The sequence below is a fragment of the Streptomyces peucetius genome (assembly GCF_025854275.1).
In the GTDB taxonomy this organism is placed as follows: domain Bacteria; phylum Actinomycetota; class Actinomycetes; order Streptomycetales; family Streptomycetaceae; genus Streptomyces; species Streptomyces peucetius_A.
On the sequence record NZ_CP107567.1, the window covers coordinates 5,888,351 to 5,911,741 of the forward strand.

The 23,391-nt window shown below is 68.2% G+C and carries 17 protein-coding genes; 7 read left to right on the top strand and 10 right to left on the bottom strand.

Translation table 11 applies throughout. The annotated features are described in order from the left end of the window. Nucleotides 1-232: 232 nt before the first annotated feature. The 3 genes from OGH68_RS27030 to eccE all read right to left on the bottom strand — a co-directional run bounded on the left by OGH68_RS27030 (nucleotide 233) and on the right by eccE (nucleotide 2,716). A complete protein-coding gene (locus tag OGH68_RS27030) occupies nucleotides 233-466 on the bottom strand; it encodes a DUF397 domain-containing protein (RefSeq protein ID WP_264247595.1) in 234 nt (77 codons plus the stop codon). 199 nt (nucleotides 467-665) lie between these two features. Continuing rightward, complete coding sequence (locus tag OGH68_RS27035; RefSeq protein WP_264247596.1) at nucleotides 666-1,382, bottom strand: hypothetical protein; 717 nt, start codon at nucleotides 1,380-1,382, stop codon at nucleotides 666-668. After that, entirely contained in the window at nucleotides 1,382-2,716 is a 1,335-nt protein-coding gene (eccE, locus tag OGH68_RS27040) for a type VII secretion protein EccE (protein ID WP_264247597.1), read from the bottom strand. Before eccE ends, OGH68_RS27035 begins: the two co-directional genes overlap by 1 nt. 182 nt (nucleotides 2,717-2,898) lie before the next feature. Here eccE and eccB point away from each other — a divergent pair, with 182 nt between their 5' ends. From eccB to OGH68_RS27075, 7 genes are all read left to right on the top strand, one after another. After that, nucleotides 2,899-4,425, top strand: coding sequence for a type VII secretion protein EccB (gene eccB / locus OGH68_RS27045; protein WP_264247598.1), 1,527 nt, complete (start codon nucleotides 2,899-2,901; stop codon nucleotides 4,423-4,425). A gap of 24 nt (nucleotides 4,426-4,449) precedes the next feature. Continuing rightward, nucleotides 4,450-5,712 carry a type VII secretion-associated serine protease mycosin gene (gene mycP, locus OGH68_RS27050; protein ID WP_264247599.1) on the top strand — a complete coding sequence of 421 codons (1,263 nt, stop codon included), beginning with the start codon at nucleotides 4,450-4,452 and terminating at the stop codon, nucleotides 5,710-5,712. Between the two features lie 191 nt (nucleotides 5,713-5,903). Then, nucleotides 5,904-6,338 (top strand): hypothetical protein, encoded by a 435-nt coding sequence (locus tag OGH68_RS27055; RefSeq protein ID WP_264247600.1) that lies wholly within the window; start codon nucleotides 5,904-5,906, stop codon nucleotides 6,336-6,338. Between the two features lie 6 nt (nucleotides 6,339-6,344). After that, nucleotides 6,345-8,135, top strand: coding sequence for a hypothetical protein (locus tag OGH68_RS27060; RefSeq protein WP_264247601.1), 1,791 nt, complete (start codon nucleotides 6,345-6,347; stop codon nucleotides 8,133-8,135). Nucleotides 8,136-8,160: 25 nt separating this feature from the next. Next, nucleotides 8,161-9,429: a S8 family serine peptidase gene (locus tag OGH68_RS27065; RefSeq protein ID WP_264247602.1), complete on the top strand. Its 1,269-nt coding sequence runs from the start codon at nucleotides 8,161-8,163 to the stop codon at nucleotides 9,427-9,429. Between the two features lie 102 nt (nucleotides 9,430-9,531). Next, on the top strand, nucleotides 9,532-9,879 hold the full coding sequence (locus OGH68_RS27070) for a WXG100 family type VII secretion target (RefSeq protein ID WP_264247603.1): 348 nt from the start codon (nucleotides 9,532-9,534) through the stop codon (nucleotides 9,877-9,879). A 65-nt stretch (nucleotides 9,880-9,944) separates the two neighbouring features. Then, a complete protein-coding gene (locus OGH68_RS27075; protein ID WP_264247604.1) occupies nucleotides 9,945-10,247 on the top strand; it encodes a WXG100 family type VII secretion target in 303 nt (100 codons plus the stop codon). A gap of 167 nt (nucleotides 10,248-10,414) precedes the next feature. On the opposite strand, the gene OGH68_RS27080 is transcribed toward OGH68_RS27075, so the two are convergent. The 7 genes from OGH68_RS27080 to eccCa all read right to left on the bottom strand — a co-directional run bounded on the left by OGH68_RS27080 (nucleotide 10,415) and on the right by eccCa (nucleotide 23,142). Further along, nucleotides 10,415-12,499 (bottom strand): serine/threonine-protein kinase, encoded by a 2,085-nt coding sequence (locus tag OGH68_RS27080; protein ID WP_264247605.1) that lies wholly within the window; start codon nucleotides 12,497-12,499, stop codon nucleotides 10,415-10,417. A 23-nt stretch (nucleotides 12,500-12,522) separates the two neighbouring features. Next, a complete protein-coding gene (locus OGH68_RS27085; RefSeq protein ID WP_264247606.1) occupies nucleotides 12,523-14,715 on the bottom strand; it encodes a protein kinase domain-containing protein in 2,193 nt (730 codons plus the stop codon). A gap of 345 nt (nucleotides 14,716-15,060) precedes the next feature. Next, nucleotides 15,061-15,672 carry a hypothetical protein gene (locus tag OGH68_RS27090; RefSeq protein ID WP_264247607.1) on the bottom strand — a complete coding sequence of 204 codons (612 nt, stop codon included), beginning with the start codon at nucleotides 15,670-15,672 and terminating at the stop codon, nucleotides 15,061-15,063. Beyond that, the gene (locus OGH68_RS27095; RefSeq protein ID WP_264247608.1) at nucleotides 15,669-17,945 is read right to left on the bottom strand and encodes a DUF6571 family protein; all 2,277 of its coding nucleotides are present in this window, start codon (nucleotides 17,943-17,945) and stop codon (nucleotides 15,669-15,671) included. Before OGH68_RS27095 ends, OGH68_RS27090 begins: the two co-directional genes overlap by 4 nt. A gap of 16 nt (nucleotides 17,946-17,961) precedes the next feature. Then, complete coding sequence (locus tag OGH68_RS27100) at nucleotides 17,962-18,456, bottom strand: hypothetical protein (RefSeq protein ID WP_264250317.1); 495 nt, start codon at nucleotides 18,454-18,456, stop codon at nucleotides 17,962-17,964. A 59-nt stretch (nucleotides 18,457-18,515) separates the two neighbouring features. Continuing rightward, entirely contained in the window at nucleotides 18,516-19,097 is a 582-nt protein-coding gene (locus OGH68_RS27105) for a hypothetical protein (protein WP_264247609.1), read from the bottom strand. A gap of 76 nt (nucleotides 19,098-19,173) precedes the next feature. Then, nucleotides 19,174-23,142: a type VII secretion protein EccCa gene (eccCa, locus tag OGH68_RS27110; protein WP_264247610.1), complete on the bottom strand. Its 3,969-nt coding sequence runs from the start codon at nucleotides 23,140-23,142 to the stop codon at nucleotides 19,174-19,176. Nucleotides 23,143-23,391 lie beyond the last annotated feature (249 nt).

Below are 23,391 nucleotides of genomic sequence, written 5' to 3' on the forward strand. Positions count from 1 at the left end.
TGACCCGCGTACACCGGAGAGTCAGAAGTCCGGCGGGGCAAACCGGCACACACCGAACGGAACCGTCCCGCCCGGTCCGCCCGCCGGGCGCTCCCCAACGATCCGGTCTCGGCGCCGGTGGCCACCTACCGCGCGACGGCATCCGGCCGGGAAACGCCGAGGCCGGAAACCGTGCCCGTGGGCCAACGGCTTCCGGCCTCGCAGAGGGTGGGTCGCGTCACCGGTCGGCGCCTCAGCGCAGATCGAACTCGCCGTCGCGAGCGCCGAGCACGAAAGCGCGCCACTCGGCTTCGGTGTAACGCAGCACCGTGTCGTGGTCCAAGGACGATCGCATGGCGACGGCCCCACCGGGGAGATGGGCGATCTCCACCCGCTCCTCGTCCGGGCTCGTGCCGGGGGCGCCCTGCCACTCGACTCCGGAGATGTCGAGGGCGTACAGCTCGTCCTTCTCCTGCTGGCTCCCCATGGTCCAACTTCCTTTCGGTAAAAGCCGAGATGAACGTGCCCCGTAAGCCGAAGGGGCGGTGGACAGCCGAGTGCCCCAACCCCTCGCCCACGGCATCCTAGGCCAGCTCAGCCACAGGGGACGGGCGTCGGCGGGACTGTCCACCATGGGGGTGACGCGGGGGTCCGGCTGCCCTTGCCCGCGCCGCGGGCAAGGGGCGTCAGTCCATCCGGCGGGCAACTCCCAGAAGACCGGTCTCCACGTCCGTACCGCTCGTCAGCACCCAGTGACGTTCCCGTCCCGAGCACCACAGGGTCACACCGTCCGCGAGAGTCGGCAGAGCGTCGCTCTCGCCCTTGCTCAGCCCGAGGATCCGTCCGATCTGCGCGGCTTCCTGCGGTGAGACCCGCTGGATGCCGACCATGGTCGCGTCGCGCAGGAGCCGGGGTGCCACCGGGCTCAGGTACGGCAGCAGCGTCAGCACGGACTGCCAGGGTGAGGAGACGACGCGACCGCGCGGTGGCCGCATGCCGCAGTCCCTCACGACGACCACCGGACTTCCCACCGTCGCACCCATCGGCGGCACACGGCCCACGTCGTGGAGCGTGATGCACTGCAGGCCGGCGCCCGCCGCCTGCGCCAGGCCGGTCCACTCCTGGGGGCGGCCGGTTTCCACGGCGACCCGAGCGCCCGTGCCCGCCGCGCGCAGCGCCAGCACCTGGGCCGTCCAGAGACCGCCGATCAGCAGCACCTCGTACGGAGTCGAACGGTGGAAGCCCACGATCTGCGGACGGCCCTCCGCGTCGTCACCGATCACGACGCCGTCGTCGCCGACCGGCAGGGAAAGCGCGCCGAGGTGATCAGCGGCCATGGTGTGACCGGCGTGACGGGGGCCGAGAACTCCCCGCAGCGCACGCTTCGTCGCGGACCGGGCCATCAGCGGGCACCTCCCAGCGGCAGCGTCGCCAGCACACCGGGCAGTTGCTCCCGGTCCAGGCGTACGAGTCCGACCTTCGCCGACCGTGCGGCCTGCTCCAACACGCGCCGGACGCCGACCAGTTCGGTGTCGGAGCCGCCCGTGACACGCACGTGCCCACCCACGTCGATGGTTCCCTGGCGGGTGCCGCGGCGCACCGTGAGACTGAAGGTCGTCGCGTAGGCCGGAGCCGCCGTGAGCAGCGACACCAGTTTCGGCAGCGGTGTCGCGCCACGGCCCAGGTCCGGCCAGCGGCCCACCGCGTAGGTGGTGTGCCACCGGTCGTCGCACCGCCAGACGCGCGCCGTCTCCGCGGTACGCCGCTGCTGCGCCGTATCCGGACCGCCGGGACGCGCAGACAGCCGCGGGCTCGCGCATGTGGCAGTCGCCATGGTGGAGTTCAGCTCCTCCTGGTCCAGCACCACGGCCTGGAATCCCGCACCGGTGATACGGCTCGCCACGTGGTCCGCCATGCGGACCAGGCACCGCTGGGCGCCTGCGATGCCGCCGCCACGCGCCTCGACTGCCTCCCGGCAGAGTTCCGGATCGAGCTTGACGGCCACCCACGTCATCCTCAGCGCGGGCGCACCGGTCCGCTCCTGGAGCGGGGCGTAGGACAGCCGGGCCACCGCCTGCTGCGGCAGATGCGGCGCGGGGGCCGAACGCACCTGCTGGACCAGCTGCGCCGACTCCAGGACGATGTCGTCCACTTCCAGGGCGTCACCGAGCAGGGACAGGGACAGCGCGCGGGCTCCGGAGGCAGGGCGCAGTGCGGCCCCGCTCGCCTCCACACGCACCACCGCGGTCAGGAACGTGCCGTCGCCGAGCATTCCTACGGTGCGGCGCTCGCGGTCGACATAGGGGAAGGGCCGGATCCCGGGCACTGCCTCCACGACGGGCGCGAGCGAGGCGTCCACATCTGCTGCGGAGGGCGCGGAGGCGCGCCTGCGTGATCGCAGTGCCACAACTGTGGCGAGCCAGTCCGGCAGGGCATGACCGCGGCGGCGTATCACCGCCAGCAGTACCAGCACGGAGCCGACGGAGCAGGTGGGGATCAGCCAGAGACCGCCGAGCGCGACTCCCACGGCCGCCAGCGCGAGCCCGCCCTCGACGAGCACCAGCTGCCGCAACTCGACGGGTCCCACCCGGCTCGTACGGGAAAGGGTGCGCAGAGTGGTCGACGCCGGGACGGACTGCGGCGCAGCCGACGGGGCTGCGTTGCGGCGTTGCCGTCGGGAATTGCCAGGGGCTTGAGCGGGAGTCCGCCCAGTTCGCGTGCGAGTCGCGGTACTCATCACCGCGTTGCCCCCTCGTGTCCGTAATTACCAGAAATCCAATGGACGTTGACCGGGCGATCACCCTACCTGAGCAGTGGGGCGCAAGCGCCAGCAGGCATAGTAGGGGCTCGGTACGACGGCAGGCCGTCTCGATGAGTGTGGGAACCTGGTCGCCCAGCGGGGAGAGGGACAGCGGACAGATGGCATCACGACGGGACGAACTCAACGCCTACACCTTCGCGAAGCGAAGGCTGATCGCGCAGTTCCTCCAGCCGAATGCGACCGGTTCCGAGGAGAGTGCCCCCCGCCCGCTGCGTGCCGTGGTCCCGGGCGTCATCGTGGGCGTCGTGATTCTGGCGGTATTCGGTGCGTGGGGAATGTTCAAGCCCGTCGCACCGAAGGACTGGAACGCGCCCGGCGAGAACGTCATCATCGCCAGCAAGTCCACCACCCGTTACGTGGTCCTGAAGACGGATGGCAAGACGCAGCTCCATCCGGTGCTGAACATGTCCTCGGCCAAGCTCCTGCTCAACCCCGACAAGGGCAAGGTCATCAACGTCGACGAGTCGGTGCTCGACAGCGGCAAGATCCCCCACGGCGCCACCCTCGGCATTCCGTATGCGCCCGACCGGCTCCCCGACGCGAAGCAGGCGGGCGCCGCGAAGCGTTGGGCGGTGTGCGAGCGGCCGGGCGAGGGCGGCCGGGCCATCCAGAAAGCGGCGTTCGTCTTCGCCGAGCGCGAGCAGAACAAGACCGAGGGGACCAACCGCCTGAGCGGCGGCGAGCTGATCTACGCCGAGGGCCCGGACAAGGTCCGCTACGTGATCGATGCCGCCGGCACCGCCTACCCCGTCGCGGACGACGAACTGCTCCTGCGCCAACTGGTCGGCCAGGGCCGCGTACCCCAGCGGGTCTCCAGGGCGTGGCTGGACACCCTGCACAAGGGCGACAGGATCACCTTCCCGGAGATCCCCGGAGTGCCCGGAGAGGCCGCCGGTGCCCCGGGCGACCTCGCACCCGACGCGAACCGGGTCGGCATGGTCCTCACCGCCACCGACGGCACCAGGAACCAGCAGTACGTCGTACTGCCCGGCCGGGTCGCCCCGGTCTCCGACCTGACCGCGAAACTGCTGCTCAACAGCAAGGACCTCATCGACCTCGGCCAGGCCGGCCGGGCGAAGTCGGTGAGCGCCGCTGCCTTCCAGCCGGGAAAGGCCTTCGGACAGGACAAGAAGTGGCCACAACTCGCCCCGGAACCCGTGAACTCGGCCAGTACCGCAGAGGGCAGCCGTAACACCGTGTGCAACGTCCTGCGCGAGGTGGACGACGACAACGGCGCCACCACGCTCAGCACGTGGGCCGGGACCAGCTTCCCGGCCACTCTCCCTACGGGCTCCAGCAGTGCCTATGTCACCCCCGGGTCGGGTCAGCTCTTCAGGCAGTTCAAGGGTTCCACCACCGACACCGGTTTCCTCTTCCTGGTCACCGACACAGGGCTGCGCTACGCGATGCAGTCCAACGGCGACACCGTGACCGACGACTCCGGCATCGGTTCCTCCGGTTCCAAGGAGGAGAGGCAGCAGCGGCTCCAGGAGGCACAGCAGGCGCAGAGCAGGCTGGGCTACAAGGGCGTGGACCCGGTCCCCGTCCCCGCGGCCTGGTCGTCCTTCCTGCCGACCGGCCCCCGCCTGTCGACCGGCGCCGCCCGCCAGCCGCAGGGCTCGTGAGGACAGCTCGTGAGGACTGAGCTCGTGAGGACTGAGGCAGACGTGACGTTCACCAAAAGGCGCCTGGTCGCGGCCGCGGCCGCCACGGCGATCACCCTCATCGGCCTGCCGAGCGCACCTGCCGTGGCCGATTCGCCCGGTCAGTGCACGTATCCCGGAGAGAAATACGAGGGCCGGCCCTGGGCGCTGCAGCGCGTCCTCCTCGACGAGCTGTGGAAGCAGTCCACGGGCAAGGGCGTCCGGGTCGCCGTCATCGACACCGGGGTCGACGTCAAACACCCGCAGCTCCGCGCCGCAGTAGACGTCAAGGCCGCCGTGAACCTCCTGCCCGAGAACCTGAAGGACGAGAACGGCAACAAGATCGAGCGTGGCAAGGAGGACGGCACCACGGACACCGTCGGCCACGGCACCAAGGTCGCCGGCATCATCGCCGCCCGGCCGGCGAAGGGCACCGGCTTCGTTGGTCTCGCTCCCGACGCCACGATCATCCCGATCCAGCAGAACGACGCCGAGGGCCACGGCAACACCGAGACCCTCGCCCGGGCCATCGACCACGCGGTGGACGAGAACGCCGACGTCATCAACATCTCCCAGGACACGGCCAACGCCGTCGAGCCGACACCTCTGCTCAAGCAGGCCGTCGACCGGGCACTCGCCGAGGAGATAGTGGTCGTCGCCTCGGCCGGCAACGACGGCCTCGGCGGCAACGTCAAGAAGACCTATCCGGCGTCGTACGACGGCGTACTCGCCGTCGCCTCGTCCGATCGCAACAACGAACGCGCCGCCTTCTCCCAGTCCGGAGACTTCGTCGGCATCGCCGCACCAGGTGTGGACATCATCACAACCGTGCCCGGCGGCGGACACTGCGCCGACAACGGCACGAGCTTCTCCGCTCCCTACGTCGCGGCCGTCGCCGCCCTGGTCAAGAGCAAACACAAGGGCTGGGAGCAGGAGCAGATCGTCGCCCAGCTCCAGCAGACGGCGGAGCGCTCCACCGCGGGCCACGACCGGCTCGTGGGCTGGGGCGTCGTCGACCCCGTACGCGCGCTGACCGAGGACGACGAACCCATCGACAAGCCGGTCGCGGGCGGCGGCGTGACCAACGTCGAGGCACCCACCCCGGCCAAGCTCCACCTGGGCGAGACCCCGGAGGAACGCAACGCCCGCCTCGCGACGTACGTGATCGTCGGCGGCGGCGTCCTGGTGGCGGCGATCACCGGCGGCGCGGTGGCCCTGCGCGACTCACGTCGCCGATCGAGGCGGGCGGCCGCGGGCGGAACACCGTGACAGGAACGATGCATGCCGGTTGCAACCGCACAGCGGGAGAGCGACGTCTCACCCAGGAAACGTCGCAGGGGTAAGGCACTTGGGGCTGTCATAGCCAGTGGCTAAGGTGGTTGCAACGCAATCGCCAGGACGGCGAGTCACCACGATCGCAATGCGTAACCAGGTGGAGCAAACGGGGAGGAACGGGCATCGTGCTCGAGGCAGTTGGTGGGGGCGGGGCAGGTGACCTCGAACGCGGGCTGGGGGCGCTTCAGGATTTCCAGAAGAAGGTGCTCGGACTCCTCAACGACCTCGAGGGCGGTGACGCGAGCGGCACCAAGGTTGCGGAAGCCACCGTCACGCGGGCGTCGTTCGGGACCGGTAGTTCGTTCGCAGAAGCCGACGGTTTCTTCGATCAGTACCAGCGCGTGCACCAGGCGGTGCTGTCGCTGTCCAAGCAGCTGAGTGACGAGATCGAGCTGCTGCGTATCGCCGTCCGTGGGGCGGACGTCGGCTTCGACAACCTCGAGGAAGACCTCCGCCTGAAGTTCCATACGATCAAGGCCCGGCTGGACAAGGAACGCGACGGACAGGCGCAGGAGCGGGAGACGAACGACTTCCGGACCGGCACGACGGACCTTGGGTGATCAGCGATGAGCGATGAGAAGCAGCCGACGCCGGAGCTGACCCCGGAGCAGCTTCAGCAGCAGGAGCGGGCGGAACAGCAGCAGGACGTCAGCGAGATCAAGCAGCAGTACGCCGGTACGGACATGATGTACTGGCTGAACGACATATTGCCCTTCGGGCTGAATGTCAGCACGAACTACCTCGGCACCTCGAACTTCGAGGACCGGAAGCTCAACGAGATGCTTGACCTGCTGGACAGCGCCAACCCGGCTGACCTGGAGAACGCCGGAGACACGCTGGAGAAGGCGAAAACTGCCCTCAACAAGGCGGCCAAGGAACTCAGCGACTTCGTCACTTCCACGGACTGGAAGGGCGAAGCGGCCCTGGCCTTCGAGTCGTACGGCCAGTCGCTCGTCACCTACGCCTGGGATGTCGGAAGGTACGCGAACGCCGTCGGCGCCCAGATGAAGGTCGCCAGCACGGGCCTGGCCTCCGTGCGCAACTCCAAGCCGCCGCGTGACGACAGAGCCGACCCGAGGAAGCCCGAGGCCTTCCCGGAGAAGGACAAGACGCCGGACAACCCGGAGTACCAGAAGGCTGTCAAGGCAGAGAAGGACCGCCAGGAGGCCATCAACCTCATGAACCGCCTGGCGTCGTACTACACCGTGTCCCACGCGAGTCTGGCCAGCGAGGAGATGCCGAAGCCGCCGAAGCGGCTGGACGTTGCGGTGCCGGCGCCGAGTGGCGGGATCCAAGACGGCGGAACCTCCGGCACAGGTACGGCCCGGTCCGAGTCCGTGCGGTCCACTTCCCAGCCGGTCGGCACCGAGGCGGAGCTCCAGGGGTACGACCCTGCGTCGCCCGCCAAGGAACTGAGGCCGGTGACTTCGGGCACCCCATCGGACACGTCGATGCAAATCGACACCGTCACGGCTCCGCCAGCCCCGACCACCACACCGAACACCCCGTCTACCTCCCCGGTCACCAGCCCCCCGACCAGCCAGAACGGTCCGCTACCGCCGATGCCGGGCCCAACCGGACCCATACGCAACTCCACCAGTCGCACCGGCGGCCCCCCGGTCGCCAGGGCGACGGGAGGGCCGGGGGTCGACAAGGCAGGACGCCCGCTGACAACCGGCACTCCCGGCCCTGCAACGGGCCGCCCCACTGGTCCGACTGGCGGGCCGCGTGTCAGCGGCGGCGGCACGGGCGAGGGTCGCACGAACAGCCCTGTGGGACGACCGACCGCCACGGGGCCGGGCGGCGGCGGCCAGCCAGGTCGAGGCGGGCAGCCCACGGGACAGCAGCCCATGACAGGCCGGGCCGCTACCACAAACCAGCCCATGGCGGGGCGCGCCACCAGCGCTCCCTCCACCGGCGTGCGAGGTGGCCGCAGCGACGCCATCGTGGGAGGCACTCCGCAGCGCACCACCGCAGGACCTGCTGGGGCCCGCATACCGAGGGGCACGGTCGTCGGCGGTGAAGGAACGGCTCCCGGTCGTTCTCCGGCATCGCGGCCCGGTCAGGCCGGCGTCATCGGGGCGAACCCGGGGAGCGGAGCTCAGCGCACCACCGGGCGCGGCCCGGCCGGTGCCAACGGTGTTGTCGGCACTCCTCGCAATGCTGGACAGGGCCGACCGGGAGTCGGTGGGTACACGACCGGAGGCGCGGCCGTTGTTGGTGGTCGTCGTAGTCGGCGGCCGGCTGGTGACGATGAGCAGGAACGCAGGGCGTCAGCGCGGCCGGATCACCTGGCGGAAGACGAAGAGACATGGGCCGCCAGGCGACGCGAGCCCGCACCCCCGGTCATCGACTAGGCATACGGAAGGTTCGGAAGTCAGGATGACGGCACAATTGAGCGGACGTAACAGGTCACACGTCCTGCGACGCCGACTGCTGGGTACGATGGCTGTGGTTGGCGTGTGGGGTGTCGCTATCGCCGGTCTCGCCCCAGCCGCAGCGGCACAGGACGTGCGGTCGCGACAGTGGTACCTGGACGCCATGGACGCCGAGAAGATTTGGACGTCTGCAACGGGCAAGGGCATCAAGGTCGCCGTCATCGACACTGGCGTCAATCCCGACACTCCGTCGCTGAAGGGTCAGGTCCTGAAGGGAGTGGATTCAGCGGAGGCTGAGGGAGACGAGACGGACGACTACACCGGGCATGGAACGACCATGGCCGAGCTGATCGCCGGTACCGGTGCCAATGGTGGTCTCCGGGGACTCGCACCCGAAGCCAAGATCATTCCGTACCGAATCAGTGACACGGACTTCCAGAACGAGAACAAGGTGAATGCCTTTGATATGCGGGAGGCGATCAGAGGCGCTGCTGACAGTGAAGCGCAGATCATCAATATCTCGTTCGGCAGTGAGTTCTACAGCACGGAGGTCCGCAAAGCGGTGGAGTACGCCCAGGAGAAGGGCAAGCTACTCTTCGCCGGTACAGGAAACAGTGGTGACGAGGGCAATAAGCCGCAGTATCCGGGCAGTTACGTAGCCGCGATCGGTGTCGCCGCCACCAGCCGGGACGGCCGTGTCGGTAAATACTCCCAGCATGGTGATTACGTCGACATCGCCGCACCTGGCAGCGACATTCCGTTCTATTGCGACGAGACTTTGTCGAGCTATTGCGACGGCAATGGCACCAGCGCCGCCACCGCCATCGCCTCCGCTTCCGCCGCTTTGATCTGGTCCGCCCATCCGGACTGGACCGCGAATCAGGTGCTCCGTGTCATGTTCGAGTCCGCCGGTCGTGGCGGGGACTGGAAGGAAGACACGGTCAGCACCTACCTCGGTCACGGCATTGTCCGCCCCGGTGCCCACATCAACCGGGGCCTCGGCAAGCCAGGCGACCCAAATATCAGCCCGCTGACCAACAAGCCGACCGGTAGCGGGTCTTCCGACTCGGCCTCGGCCGCTTCCTCGAAGCCCTCTGCACCAGCCTCGTCACAAGCTCCCGAGGGCAAGCCCGGAGCCGAGGCCGCCGTGGCAGGCTCCGGTACGGAGACCGAGAACGGCAGCCAACTGGGTCTTGTCATCGGTGGGGCCGCAGCGGCCGTCGTCCTTGCAGGAGTCGTGTTCGCCGTCCTCCGGAAGCGTCGAAGCGGCTGACCTGACCAACAGACCTTCGCCTCACGTCCGCTGCCACCCCGCAACACCGGGTGGCGCACAACCCAGCCGGTCACCACGGCAATTCAGAAGGGAAACGCAACTGTGTCACAGGGCCAGCGGCTTTCAGACGAGCAAGTAGGCCGGCTCCAGAGGGAGCTCTTCGAGAAGTTCAACTCTCTCAAGGGTCAGCTCCAGCAGATTCAGGGCACGATCGACAGCCTTGAGGGCCAGTGGAAGGGCATCGGCGCCGGAGCCTTCAACAAGAAGCAAGGGGACATCAACGAGGCCATGGTGGGGCTCGGCAACATCCTTGCGAAGTTCCTCGAGGCGACGAGCCAGTCGAGGAAGATCAAGGACGGTACGGAGGACGACATCCGTGCCGCCGTGCAGAGCATCAACGTTGACCTCGGTGTGGGTACGACGGCGAAGTCGAACCTCAGCGGCCTCTAACGCAACTGGCTGACATGCTTCGGCAAGCAACGGCCGCATGACTACAAAGGTGAGATGAGGAAAACATGGGCATGAACTCGTACGACGAGCTCGTCGTCAAGTACGGAGCTCTCGACGCGACGGCGACTGTGCTCGGTAACCAGGCCAAGAAGCTCGAAGAGGACCTGGCGGCCATCAAGGCGGCCATGGCCAGCGTCGCCGCCGGCTGGGAGGGCGAGGCACACGCTGCCTACGTCCAGGAGCAGGGGAAGTGGGACCAGCAGGCCAGGATCATCCACGATGCCCTCGACGGGATCGGTCGGATCGTCCGCAACGCGGGCGGCGACTACATGGGTGGCGACAAGAAGGCCGCCAGCTACTTCCTCTAGGCGACTGAACGCCGCGAGCAAACACAAGGGGTGGGCATGCGCAAGGGGTGCCCACCCCTTTGCTGTATCGACCAGGCCCCGCCTCGCAGGAAGGCGTGGCGCTGGCCACGAGATGGGATTCTGCCGGTGACAGACCAAACGACGACGTTATGCCGTCAGGGCATCGCTCACTCGAACACCGGCAGAGCCACCACCTCCGCCCCCGCCCTCACGAAGAAGCGGTTGCCGTCCCCGTGCACCCAGTAGGAGCCGGCGTCGGTCGGCAGCGGGCGGCTCCAGACGTGCTTGTCGGCCGTACGCGACATCGCATGGATCTCCCAGCCCTCCCCACCGTCTGCGCCGGGGCTGATGACGGACACGGCGTCGCTCTGTACAGCCACGGAGCTGTCCATGTAGGAGCCCCTTGGTGATCTCCAGACTTCTGTGCCGTCCGTGACGTCGAAGGCCAGTATGTACGAGCCCCGTGCGCAGTACGCGATGTCGTCCTGGACGAGAGGAGGGCCCGAGGCCTGCACTTTGCCGTCGACAGTGTCGGTCTTTGCCCACCGTTCGGCGCCGTCCGTCAGGTTGCGAACGGTCAGCGTGGCACCGTTGATCAGGATCGTGTCCTTGTGCAGCACTGGGGCGAGGCCTGCCCGCCCCATGGGGGACTGGTCGTCGATGTTCCACACCTCATGGCCGTCGACAGTGTCGACGGCCATGACGCGGCCCTTGGCCGTCGCGATCAATAGTCGGCCGCCCCCGGCGACGCTCCGCGGACGGGTCTCGGCATCCAGCAGGACCCTGGGGCGGACGGTCCAGAATATGCTCCCGTCGGAACGGCTGATGCTGCGGAGCCGGTCGTTCGTCGTGATGACGTACAAGGCCGAGTCGTCGGCGGCGAGGACGTACTTCGCGTCTACGGCGACGGACCACCGAGCCTCGCCCGACGCGGCGACGAACGTCACTACATCGCCCTTCTGGTCCACGGCCGCGACGAGAGCGTCCGACAGGGTGACGATGCCGGCGGCCGCTACCGGACCGGAGGCGTGCCAGCGGCGCTTGCCATCGACGACGTCGTGGGCAGCCAGTCCACCCTCCGGTACGCCGATGGCGAGCACGACATCGCGTACAGGTACAAGTCCGCCCGTCGTCTTGTCGAGTAGTTGCACAGGGCCCCACAGCGGCTTGGGCTCCTCTGCCGTCGCTGCGGTCGGATCGGCCGCCGGGGTGTCCGCTGCCGGCGGCAGGGAGTAGGGGCCCGAGTTGCCTTGACGGCCCACCCACCAGGCTGTGGCCCCGACCCCTGCGGCGAGCACTGCGCTCCCCGCCGCGAGTGCGGAGAGCAGGCGCCGTCGTGACATTCCACCGGAACCGGAGGCAGCGACCACCGTGGTCAGGTGGTGGATGGTGCGTTCCCGCTCCTTGATGTCCGCCGCCAGCGGTCCGAGGCGCCAGACCCGTTCCATGCCGCGGGCAGCGGTGAGCACCGCAGCCAACTGATCGGGAGTCGGCCGGTGTGCCGGCTCCTTGGCGAGGCATGGGCCGATGAGCGGCGAGAGAAGCGGCGGAACCCGGTTTAAGCTGGGTTCTCCGTGCACGACCTCGTACTGCACCGCAGCGACGTGGGTTCCGGTGAACGCCTGGGCGCCGGTGATCGCGTAGAACAGCACGGCTCCCAGCGAGAACATGTCCGCTGCCGGCCCGACGCGCTGCCCCAGCACCTGCTCGGGAGCACCGAAGCCGGGGGTGACGGGGACCTGGCCAGTCGTCGTGAGAGTGAGCCCGTGTTCCGGCCGGGCGATGCCGAAGTCGATGATGCGCGGTCCGGCCGAGGTGAGAACGATGTTGGCCGGCTTGAGGTCGCGGTGGATCAGCCCGGCCGCATGGATTTCAGCCAGTGTCCGGGCCAGCGAGGAGGCCATGGCACGCAGTGTCGGCTCGTCGAGTGGTCCGTGATTGCGGATGGCATCGTCCAGCGTCGGACCGGCCAGGAACTCGGTGGCGATCCACGGCCGCCCGCTGTCGGTGTGTGTGCCGAGCACCCGCGCCACACCGGCGCTGGTGACGGATTGCGCCATCTGCGCCTCGCGGACGAAGCGCTGCGCCAGGCTTTGGTCGTGGGCCAGTTCGGGGCGGAGTACCTTCACTGCGGCCCTCCTGCCGGAGGAGTCCTGGCCGAAGTAGACCTTGCCCATTCCGCCCTGCCCGAGAACGCCGAAGAGCCGGTATGGTCCGATCCGGAGGGAGTCGCCGGTGCCGAGTGGTTGCACGAGGCTGCCTTCTGTGAGATTGGTCAGTCGTATGGATAGGCGGCGAGGTAGTCCCCGCCGATGGCGACGATTGCTGCTGGGATGCCGTGGAAGCCATGAAACAAATCTCCCCGGGCCTTGCGGGCCGTGACGGTCTCGCCGGTTTTCACGGAGTATGAGCGCAGCAAGCCGGATTTACTGCTGTACGAGTAGACTTTGCCAACGCCGGGGGCGGGTGGCAGCGTCACATCGAGGTCGGCACCGTTGCGGTCGGGAGCCCGCCGCACCAGTTCGCCCGTAACCCAATCGATGGCGATAAGGCCAAACCCCTCTTCGACAGCGAACAATTCAAGCGAACCTATAACGGGCGGCCCTGTGCGTGCTTTCGCACGTCCCGGTCCGAAGGACCAAGCCTCCTTGCCGTCCTTGAGCGCGAGAGCGCGAAGAGGGCCCGATGGGGGGAAGACGTACCAGTCGTTGGCCTCGAGGACTCCACGGATCGCCTCAGGTTCCGGCACGTCAAGTTCTTGCCGCCACAACTCCCTTCCTCGACGCGAGTCGTGGACAGCCAGGAAGACTGTGCCGTCGGACATTTCCTGCAACACGACCAGATGGTCCTTGACGGCGCGCGCAGCCAGGAAGTGCAACCGGTCCGATGCTGCCGGCCGAGAGGGAAGGAGATGCCGCCACAACACCTTGGCGGTGCGCGCGTCGACAGCTATCAGATGCCACTCTTGGGAATCGCCGTAGCCGATTCCGGTACCGGAATGCTCGCCCTGCCCTGCCGCGACAAAGACTACTTCGGCGTAGGCGCTCAGGAGTTGCGTGGCGGGCAGGGCTCCGTTGTACTCCTTCAGCTCGGCGGTGAACGGATTCGGACTCCGGCCGAAGTTGATCGACGAGATGGTGAGCGGGTGGTTGCCAGCGTGTACAACTTCTGAGGCGTACACGCGGGCCGTGTCCCCGTCGTGAGTGCACCGGTGTGCCGGACCCTTCAGTAGCGAGGGATTGTCGACGCTGCCTGTGTTGATGTCGATGGTCCGCACCCCGTCGTCGTCGGCGATGGCGAGCATCGGGCCGAAATTGAGCGGCACCGGCGGGGCCAGCGAAGCGCCCTCGAGGCGCAGCGGAAGCTCCCACAGCCAGTCGCCCTTCGCGGCCACCGGGGCGGGTGACTTGCTCTTGCCGTCCGCGCGGTCGCCGGCGCCTCCAGCGTTCGCCCACGCCCAGATGCCTGCGCCGACCGCCGCGGCACCGGCAAGACTCGCGCCTCCGATGGTGAGCAGGCCACGCCTGCTGTAGGTGCGAGGTCCAGTGGAAGAGGAGGTCTCGGTGGTGTGGCCGGAGGGCGGGGAGAGTCGCTGCGGGTGGGGTTGCCAGACAGCGGTGGCACGGCGGGCGATGTCGGCGAGTAGCGCGTCGGGAAGGTGGTCGGCGAAGTGCCCGTGCCCGGAGTGAAGTTGACTGATTGCTTCGTCGGTCCTCGGCCGCCTGGCCGGATCCTTGTCGAGGCAACGGCTCAGGAACGGCACGATCCCCGTCGGCACTCCCGACAGGTCGGGGTCGGCGTACCGGACGCGGTAGAGAAGGTCGGCAGCTTGGCCGCCGCCGAAAGGACCGTGTCCGGTTGCGGCGAAGACGAGAACGCCGGCCAGGGCGAAGACGTCGCCGGCGGGAGTGTGCTCCTGGCCGGTGGCCTGCTCCGGCGACATGTAGGCGGGGGTGCCCGCGGCGGTGCCGGTGCGGGTGAGGCGGTCGTCGCCGGCGGCGCGGGCGATGCCGAAGTCGATGATCTTGGGCCCGTAGGCGGTGACCATGATGTTCGACGGCTTGAGGTCACGGTGGACGACCTCGGACGCGTGGAGCTGGGAGAGCGCTCCGAAGAGGGCCGCGCCCAGGGCCCGGACTGTGGTCTCGGGGAGTGGGCCGCACAGTTCGACGGCGTCGTCGAGGGGCGGGCCCAGAACATACTCGGTGGCGAGCCAGGGGGTTTCGGCCGCGGGATCGGCGTCGACGACGGCGGCGCCGTGGTGGTCGCCGATGATGCGCGCGGCGTCCGTCTCCAGGCGGAATCGGGTGCGGGCGGCCGGATCGGCGGCGATCGAGGCATGCATCGTCTTGAGCGCGACCGTGCGCCCCTCGGCGGTGCGCGCAAGGTAGACGGTGCCCATGCCGCCGTGACCGAGGCGGGCGAGGAGCCGGAAGCCGCCGATCTCGCCCGGGTCGTCGTGGGTCAAAGGCGCGAGCATGGTCAGTAGCTCCTGGCTGCGGTCGGGGGGGGCGAGGCGGACGGGCCGAGAAGTCCGCACCGTCGCTGACGGCGCGGACGAGGCCCGAGGGAGGGCCGGCAGCAGCTCGGACGCCGTCGGACGGGCCGCCGCGTCGCCGATTACGCACGCGGGTGCTCCATCTTCGCCCCCTCCGCCGTCGCGGCAACTCGAAGATCTTATCGAGGCGTGGGGACCGCTCCGCGTCCCATTCGCGGTCCTGGGCGCGAAGGCCCCGGGATGCCGGTCGTGCGGCTCTCCAGGGCCCTCTGCCGTCGGCTCAGGTGCGCGGGACGCGGCCTGTTCGCCTGATGTCTAACCCGTGCAGGCCTTCGACCCGGCGACGGACTTCGAGTAGGCGAGCAACAGCTCCTTGGCCGCGTCGGCGTCCGAGAACTCCTTGTTGTAGATGAGGACTCTGACGAAGAGCTGGTTCCGGTCGGTGTGCTCCTTGGTCTTGGCGGCCACCGGGCACGGGAGGCGACGCACGCCGCCCTTGCCGGACCACATGTAGGTCCCGTCCTCACTGGTGTGATCGTCGACGTCGACGAACGGGTTGATGTGGGCCGCCTTTTCCACGGAGGGGTCCGCCTGCCACTCGGAAACGGCGCTGAACACTGTTGTTCCGTCGACGTTGACCCGGCAGTGGGTGTTGCCCACCTCCTGCGACCGTGTTTTCGTCTCCAGGCTCTCGCCACTCTTGGGCAGCACCGGTTCCACTACGGCGCTGGGCACGGGAGTGCCGCAGAGGTCCGACGGCACGGCGAAGGACCGCTTCTCCTCCGGTTGCGAGCAAGCGGTGAGTACCAGGGCGAGGGCAGCCACCGCGACGGCGGCAAGCTGCCGTCGTGCACCCCGCCGCCCCGGCGCCGGAGTCGGCGACAGCGCCGACTGCCCGGGATCAGTGTGCGTGCGAGCAGGTGTCATGCGGCGGGAACCTCCGTGGTGAGGTGGTCCGCCATGCGCTGGGCGTTGGTGGCCGCGTCGTTGAAACCGTCGTCGCGTCCCTCCAGGGCCCAGTCCGCCACCTGGTCCTGGTAGGGAAGCCCGTGCGCCTTGGCCGCGTCGATGGCCGCCATTTGGGAGTGCTCCGCGCTCAGATCCCTGTTCTTCTCCCACAAGGCGCCCGCCTCCTTGCTGGCCTCCGTCAGCACGTCGGTCTCGGACTGCTGGAAGATGTGCTCGAGGACCATCCCGCTGACTGTACCCGCGACTCCGCCGGCGACTGCTCCGCCCACCGGCGTGGCGATGAAGCTCACGCCGACGCCGATGCCGGTTCCGATGGCGCCGGACCACGCGTTCTTCTGCTGCGCGACCGAGTCCGAGAACTCCTTCGCCTCCTTCGAGGCCGGGCCCAGGATGGCTTCCTGCATGCCGATGGCGAGTGACCCGCTGACTTCGCCGGAACGCCGGGAGATCGCCTGGATCGTCTCCTCGGGGGAGTGGGGATAGCGCTGGTCCGCCGGCAGATCCGGATTGAGGTGGTAGTCCATGAGACTGGCCATGTAGGCCTTCTGACCCACTTCGACGGCCGCGTGCCCGTCGGGGCTCTGCCCCACGGTGACCAGCAGAGCCGTCACGTCCTTGTGCTCGAGTTGGGCCTGGGTGCCCGCCAGGGGGAAGAGCTTGTCGGTGTTCCCGTGCGGATCGTCCGCGAGCGCGCGGTTGATGTCCGGCAGGTACTCGGAGGTGATCTGCCCCACGCTGTCGGACATGTGCGCGTGGTCCGTGAGTCGCTTCGGGTCCTCCGAGATCGAGGCGACGAGGTCCGACATGAGGGTGGCCTGACCCTCGTTGTGCGGCTCCGTGTACTGGGTGGGCATTTCGCCCGCCGGATGGCCGGTCGTGGCCGCCTCCAGGGCCAGCGCCATGTTGTTGCGGCCGGCGATGCTCTCGTCGCCCTTGTTGGTTCGGTCCTCGGGCCAGTCCCGCTCCTCGAAGAGGTAGTCGAAGTTGCTGAGTTCCCTCTTCTCGTTCTTGCCGTTGCCGTCGGCGTCCTCTTCGAACTCGTGGTCCTCGTCCTTCGTGACGAAGTCGGCGTTGAAGAACTCCGTGGCGGCGTCGGGACTGTTCGAAAGGGCCTTCATGAAGCCCGTCATCGGGTCGGACCCCGAGTCCGATCCTGTCCGGTTCAGCAGGGGGTCCATGCCCATGTGCTGCCAAGCCAGCGGAGGGTGGCTCCCGTTGTCCGTGAGCTTCTTCTCCGTCTCGATCAGCTTGGTGCCGTAGCTGTTGAGGAACTGGTCGTCGAAGTCGCCCCAGCGCATGAGGTTGCTCATGACCTGGAAGCCCATGGTGGGGCTGTTCTTGGAGATGGGCTGGTCACCGAGGTTGACCATGTCGCCCTTCCACCTCCACATCTCCGGACTGTCCGCCTGCGTCGCCGTGGCGAGGGTGAGACTCAGGTGCTTCTGCAGGTCCCCGTACTGCTCCACACGCTGGGAACCCAACTCGTAGGCGAGATGGGGGTTGTTGATGCCCGCCCAGAAGTTCAGCGTGCCCTGCGCCCCGAGCGTGGTGGCGAAGTGCTCGGCGAACAGCTCGTCACCGGAGTACTTCTTCAGCCCGGCATTGAGTGTGTCGAAGTCCGCCGGGGTGAGGTCCTCCGGCTTCTTCTTCGCCAGGGCGGCGAGCTTCTCCGCCTCCTTCAGCGCGGTGTCCGCCGTGTCGCGGTCCTTGTACTTCGCGTCGGAGAAGCCGTAGTCCGTAAGGTCCACCAACGCCTTGAGCGTTTTCGACGCGGAGTTGTCGATCTCCGTGGCCTGGTTCAGGATGCCCTGCAGTTCTTCACGGAGACCGGTGACGTCCTGCTCTCCGTTGGGGGCCTTCTTGTCGGGGTTCTCCCGTACGGTGAAGCCTCCACCGTTCGCGGTGACCGTCAGGTTCTTGCCCCGGCCCCGCTCGATGGCCTCCTTGAGCAGGCGCTGCTGCGTCTTCAGCTCGTCGCGTGTGTCCCGCAGGATGTTGTGGATCGACGTTGCCTGGGTATGCGCGTCGCCGAATTCACCGGCGGACTTGATTATGAACTCCCGGGAGACTGTCGCGTTGTAGCCTGCCCAGTTCGCCTTGAGCGCCTTGCCCTGCAGGCCGTCCTTGGCGTCCGTCTCGAGCGTCTTCAGTTTGGTGAGCATGCTCGACCAGTCGGTCACCAGGTCGTCGAGCAGCGCGAATTTCGCGGAGTGAAGGTCTTCGAAGTCCATCAGTCGTCCCTAGCCCCTAGTCCTTCTTTTCCTTCTCGCCGTAGATCGGGTTCTTCTCTCCCGGCGGGGCGTACGACTCGTCGAATCCCTTGTCGAGGGTGTGGATGCTGCTCACATGACGCTCGATGAAGATTTCATCGCCGGCGTGCGCGTTCTTTGTGAAGTCCATGTGGTTCGAGATCAGCGCACAGGCATCCATCAGCGAACCGAGTTGCTTCTCCCAGCGCGAGGAGACGTGCGTCAAGGCGCCGCCGAGAGCGAAGCCCTGGCTCGCCAGGTCGCTGCCGGTGGAGTAGGTGTCCGCGACACGCGCTTCCTTCCACAGCCGGTTGTACAGCTTGAACGCCTCGTCCCCGATGGCCGCCAGATCCTTCTGATGGACCTGGAGGTCTCCTGTCGGGCTGCCGGCATTGGGCCGGTCCTCCTCCGGCAAGCCGTTCAGCTGCATCTGCGTCGACGACTGCTGATCAGCCGCCTGTGTCTTGAGCTGTTCCCACTCGTCCCAGGCCATATCTTCGCCTTTCCCCTCGTGGGTCGGCTGCCGGAACGGCACCCGACAAGGCCTTCTTGTCACTCTTCCGTGCAAGTCCCGTCCGCGGCCTCCGCCCGCAGATCGAAGTGGACAGGTCCCATGTGGTCCGGGACCGGCTGGTCGGGGGAGGGTTTGGCCGTCACCGTCAGGCAGACGGTGGTGTCCTCACCGCTCACGTCGTAGCGCTCCTCATTGCCGTCCGGCTTCAGCGGTCCCGAACTCCATGCGAGCCAGGCCGTGGGGTCGTCCTCCTCCGGGCCGCGGAGTTCGGGATCGATGTACGCGCCCCAGGTGCCGCCCTCCTCGGTGCTCAGCACCGAGGCCTTCGTCGTGCCGTCCAGCGTCTGCGCGACCGACCGGACCCGTTCGACCAGCTCGTCGTGGTCGACCCCGTCCGGTGTGACGAGGCGGTACATGTCGAACGAACTCCAGAGGGCCATGGCCGCGACCGCGAAGCACAGCACGCGGTGGACGACGAAGCCGGCGTCGGACGGTTCGTGAGCCGCCGGATCGGCGTACCGCCGGGCCTGGAACCGCCACCAGATCGCCCGGTGGTTCGCCAGCCCCAGGGCCACGAACCCCAGACCGAACACCGCCATGAACACGGCCAGTGCTGTCATGGCGCTTGCCTTGTCGCACGTGCCCGTGGCGTCGGAAAACCGTTCGCAGCCGGGGCTGCGGGGCGCGGCCGGGCGCTCACTCCACGTCTCCCAGCCACCCCGTCTGCACCAGCGGCTTGCCCCTCTGCCGGGAGAGGAAGAAGCCCCGGCCCGCCGGCATCGGCCGCATCCGCGCGCCGAGCACCTCGCCCTCGTGCGGGTCGCCCGAGAGCAGCACACCCTGTGCGCCCAGCTCCGTCATCCGCTGCATGAAGGGCTCGTACGCGGAGCGGCTCGCGCCCGCGCTGTTGCGGGCGATGATGAAGCGGACCCCGACGTCGCGCGCGAACGGCAGATGTTCCGTGAGCCTGGCCAGCGGGTTGCCGCTCGACGTGGACACCAGGTCGTAGTCGTCGACCACCACGTAGACGCAGGGGCCCTGCCACCAGCTCCGGTCGCGCAGCTGCTGGGCGGTGACGTCCGCGGAGGGCGTGCGGCGCTGCATCAGCTCCGCGAGCGCGTCCACGTGATGTTCCATGTTGTTGGACATGGGGACGTACTCCGCCAGGTGAGTGGCGGGAGTGACGTCGAGCAGCGCGCGCCGGTTGTCGATCACGAAGAACTTGGCGGCGTTCCCGTCGTGCCTCTCCGTCAACTGCTTGATGAGAAGCCGCAGAAGGTTCGACTTGCCGGACTCGCTCTCACCGAACACCAGCAGGAACGGGTCGCGCTCGAAGTTGACGAAGACCGGTTCGAGGTTGTCCTCGTCGATGGCGAACGCCACGCCGCGCCGCGGCTCCGCGAACCCTGCGGGAAGGCTCTGCGCCGGCAGTTCGCGGGGCAGCAGCCGTACCTTCGGGGCGGCCGGGCCGGTCCAGTGGCGGTTGATCTCCTGCCCCATCGCGGCCGTGGCCTCGGAAAGGTCGCTGTCGGAGTTGATGCTGTCGATGCGCGGCACAGCCGCCATGAAGTGCAGCTTCTCGGGAGTCAGACCACGACCCGGCACTCCGCTCGGGACGTTGACGGCGATCTTGCGGTCCACCTCCGAGTCCATGGTGTCGCCCAGGCGCAGCTCGAGCCGGTTCATCAGGTGGTCCTTGATGTTGGAGCGGACCTCCATCGAACGGGACGCGGTGAGGATCACGTGGATGCCGTAGCCGAGGCCGCGTGCCGCCATGTCGACCACGGCCGACTCGAGAGCCTCGTAGTCCGCACGGAAGTTGCCCCAGCCGTCGATGACCAGGAAGACGTCGCCGTGGGGCTGGTCCTCGAGGGAGATGTCACCGCGTGCCCGCAGCCTGCGGTACGTGGCGATGGAGTCGATGCCCGCACTGCGGAAGTACTCCTCGCGGCGCGCCATGATGCCGAACACCTCGGCGACGGTGCGCCGCACCTTCTCCGGGTCGAGGCGCGACGCCACCCCGCCGACGTGCGGCAGCTCCGCGATCGCGGACAGGCTGCCGCCGCCGAAGTCCAGCCCGTAGAACTGGACCTCCTGCGGGGTGTGGGTCAGTGCGAAGCCCGCGACGAGAGTACGGAGCAGCGTCGACTTGCCCGACTGCGGACCGCCGACGATCTGCATATGGCCGGCCGCACCGGAGAAGTCCCGGTACAGGGTGTCCCGGCGCTGCTCGAAAGGCTTGTCGACCACGCCCAGCGGTACGACGAGCCGCCCCGCGCCCTCGTAGCCGGGCTGGGTGAGGCCCCGGCCCGCCACCCCGCTGAGCCCGGGCAGGAGCTCGTCCAGCGACGGCGGGTTGTCCAGCGGCGGCAGCCATACCTGGTGGGCCTCCGCGCCGCGGCCCTCCAGCTTGCGGACGATCACGTCGAGGACGGTGTCGGCCAGGGCGTCGTCCCCCGGCGTGCGCGCGTCGGGGACCCGCCCCTGTGTGGCCGGCTCGATGTAACGGACCGGCACGGGCGCCGCGGTGAACGGCACCGGCCTGCGGTCGACCGGCAGCGAGCCCCCGGCGTTCGCGCCGCGGTGGGCGTTGGAGCGGTAGACACCGGAGACGTAGGCCGCCTTGAACCGGACCATCTCGTCCGTTCCGTACTTCAGGAAGCCCGAGCCGGGGACGTTGGGCAGGGTGTACGCGTCCGGCACGCCGATCGCGGCGCGTGACTCCGCCGCGGAGAACGTGCGCAGGCCGACTCGGTACGAAAGATAGGTCTCCAGGCCGCGCAGCCGGCCCTCCTCGAGGCGCTGCGAGGCGAGCAGCAGGTGAACGCCCAGCGACCGGCCGATGCGGCCGATCTGCACGAACATCTCGATGAAGTCGGGCTTGGCGGTGAGCAGTTCACTGAACTCGTCGATGACGAGGACCAGAGAGGGGATGGGCTGCAGAGCGGCGCCCGCGGCACGCGCCTTCTCGTAGTCGTGGATGTTGGCGTAGTTGCCCGCGTCGCGGAGCATCTCCTGCCGCCGGTTGAGTTCGCCACGGATCGAGTCGCCCATGCGGTCGACCAGCGTCAGGTCGTCCGCGAGGTTGGTGATCACGGCTGCGACGTGCGGCATCTGTGACATGCCGGCGAAGGTGGCGCCACCCTTGAAGTCCGCGAGTACGAAGTTGAGCGTCTCCGACGAGTGCGTCACGGCAAGGCCGAGGACGAGGGTGCGCAGCAGTTCCGACTTGCCGGAACCGGTGGCGCCCACGCACAGCCCGTGCGGGCCCATGCCTTCCTGGGCCGCCTCCTTGAGGTCGAGCATGACCGGCATGCCGTCCTCGCCGACGCCGATCGGCACACGGAGCCGCTCCGACTGCGAGCGGGGGCGCCAGGTGCGGCTGACGTCGACGGAGGCGGCGTCGCCGAGGTTCAGGAGATCGGTGAACTCGAGGTTGGCCAGCAGGGGCTCGTCGTCGTCCCCGCCGGTGGCCACGCGCAGCGGAGCGAGTTGGCGGGCGAGTGCTTCCGCTGCTTCGAGACTCAGCCGGTCGGGGGAGCCGTCGTAGACGTGGCCGTGGCCGGACACCAGTTGCAGGGAGTCGGGGTGGGCGACCACGGACAGGCCGCCGCGTGATCCGGTGAGTTCCCCGGGCACGACCTCGATGAGAGTGACCCCCTGAAGGCCCTCGGCCGCGGCGAGCGCCGACATGGCCGGGACCGACTGGCCGTCGAGCACGACGACGATGTGGGGCTGGTCCAGGAGCGGGTGGTTGCCCCCCTGGAAGCGGGGGCGGCCCTCCAGACGCGCCGCGAGCATGTCCTGCAGGTCGCGTGAGTCGGTGGTGATGAATCGCCTGCTTCCGGCGCCGTCCCCCGGTCCGGGCGCCTGGACGTGCGGCAGCCACTTCGCCCATTCCCAGTGCGAGGCCTCGCTGCGGCCCGCCGCGATGGCGATGACCAGGTCTTCGGGGGAGTGCAGCGAGGCGAGCGAGCCGATCATCGATCGCGTGACCGACCGAACGGACTCCGCCTCGCCGCTGACCGTCAGGTGGTAGAAGGCACGCAGCGACACGGCCATCGGCAGGCCGTCCAGGGTGCTGTGCGCCGAGAGGAACTGCTGCATCGCGCCCGCCGTGAGCGGTTCCAAGTCGTCGACCGGCGCGGTCTCGGCGGCGATCAGCGGGGTGGCGAGTTGCTGACTGCCGAGGCCGATGCGCACCTGCGCGAAGTCGTCATCGGCGATACGGCGTTCCCACACGCGGCTTCCCTCGGCGACGAGGGCCCACAACTGCTCGGGGGACGGATGCAGATAGAACTGGGCGTCCCGCTGGAGGTGCGCGGTCTTCAGCACGTTGCGGCGGGTCTGGTTCAGATACTTCAGGTAGTCACGCCGCAGGTCCGCGAGCTGGCCCTGCGTACCGCGCCGGTAACGGACCAGCATGGCGATGGCCATGGCGACCGTCGACGCGATCATCACCATGCCCATGATCCGCATGATCGGATTCGGAGTCATGAAGAAGAAGACGACAGAACCGCCCATACCGAGCATCGGCAGCAGCTGCATCAGTGCGCCCTCCTGCTGACCCCGCGGCAGCTCGGGCGGGGGTTGCAGTTGCACCTGCTCGCCGGGCACTTCGGACGGCAGGGCCCGTGGTGGGCGCTTGACGACGATCTGACTCACAGCTCACCAATTCCCTTGCCGGACGGAAATGTTCCTATCGGCGCCCCCGTGGCGACGGGTTCCATCCGCGGGGAGGGATCCTACTTGCGTAGGGGCTGACGGGTGGGCGGTAGGGTGGCGCGATGTGTTTGCGTATCGATGAACTACCGCAAAAAATGGTTCATTCGGAGCGCAATGCCAGTGCCTGCGATCCGACTGCCTGGCCTACGATCCGTACGATTCACCTCCCAGGCCCAGGATCGACGAGAA

Excerpts from the sequence above, each read along its gene's own strand:
- OGH68_RS27030 (WP_264247595.1), bottom strand. The coding sequence starts at position 466 with ATGGGGAGCCAGCAGGAGAAGGACGAGCTGTACGCCCTCGACATCTCC.
- OGH68_RS27035 (WP_264247596.1), bottom strand. The coding sequence starts at position 1,382 with ATGGCCCGGTCCGCGACGAAGCGTGCGCTGCGGGGAGTTCTCGGCCCC.
- eccE (WP_264247597.1), bottom strand. The coding sequence starts at position 2,716 with ATGAGTACCGCGACTCGCACGCGAACTGGGCGGACTCCCGCTCAAGCC.
- eccB (WP_264247598.1), top strand. The coding sequence starts at position 2,899 with ATGGCATCACGACGGGACGAACTCAACGCCTACACCTTCGCGAAGCGA.
- OGH68_RS27060 (WP_264247601.1), top strand. The coding sequence starts at position 6,345 with ATGAGCGATGAGAAGCAGCCGACGCCGGAGCTGACCCCGGAGCAGCTT.
- OGH68_RS27065 (WP_264247602.1), top strand. The coding sequence starts at position 8,161 with ATGACGGCACAATTGAGCGGACGTAACAGGTCACACGTCCTGCGACGC.
- OGH68_RS27075 (WP_264247604.1), top strand. The coding sequence starts at position 9,945 with ATGGGCATGAACTCGTACGACGAGCTCGTCGTCAAGTACGGAGCTCTC.
- OGH68_RS27090 (WP_264247607.1), bottom strand. The coding sequence starts at position 15,672 with ATGACACCTGCTCGCACGCACACTGATCCCGGGCAGTCGGCGCTGTCG.
- OGH68_RS27095 (WP_264247608.1), bottom strand. The coding sequence starts at position 17,945 with ATGGACTTCGAAGACCTTCACTCCGCGAAATTCGCGCTGCTCGACGAC.
- OGH68_RS27100 (WP_264250317.1), bottom strand. The coding sequence starts at position 18,456 with ATGGCCTGGGACGAGTGGGAACAGCTCAAGACACAGGCGGCTGATCAG.
- OGH68_RS27105 (WP_264247609.1), bottom strand. The coding sequence starts at position 19,097 with ATGACAGCACTGGCCGTGTTCATGGCGGTGTTCGGTCTGGGGTTCGTG.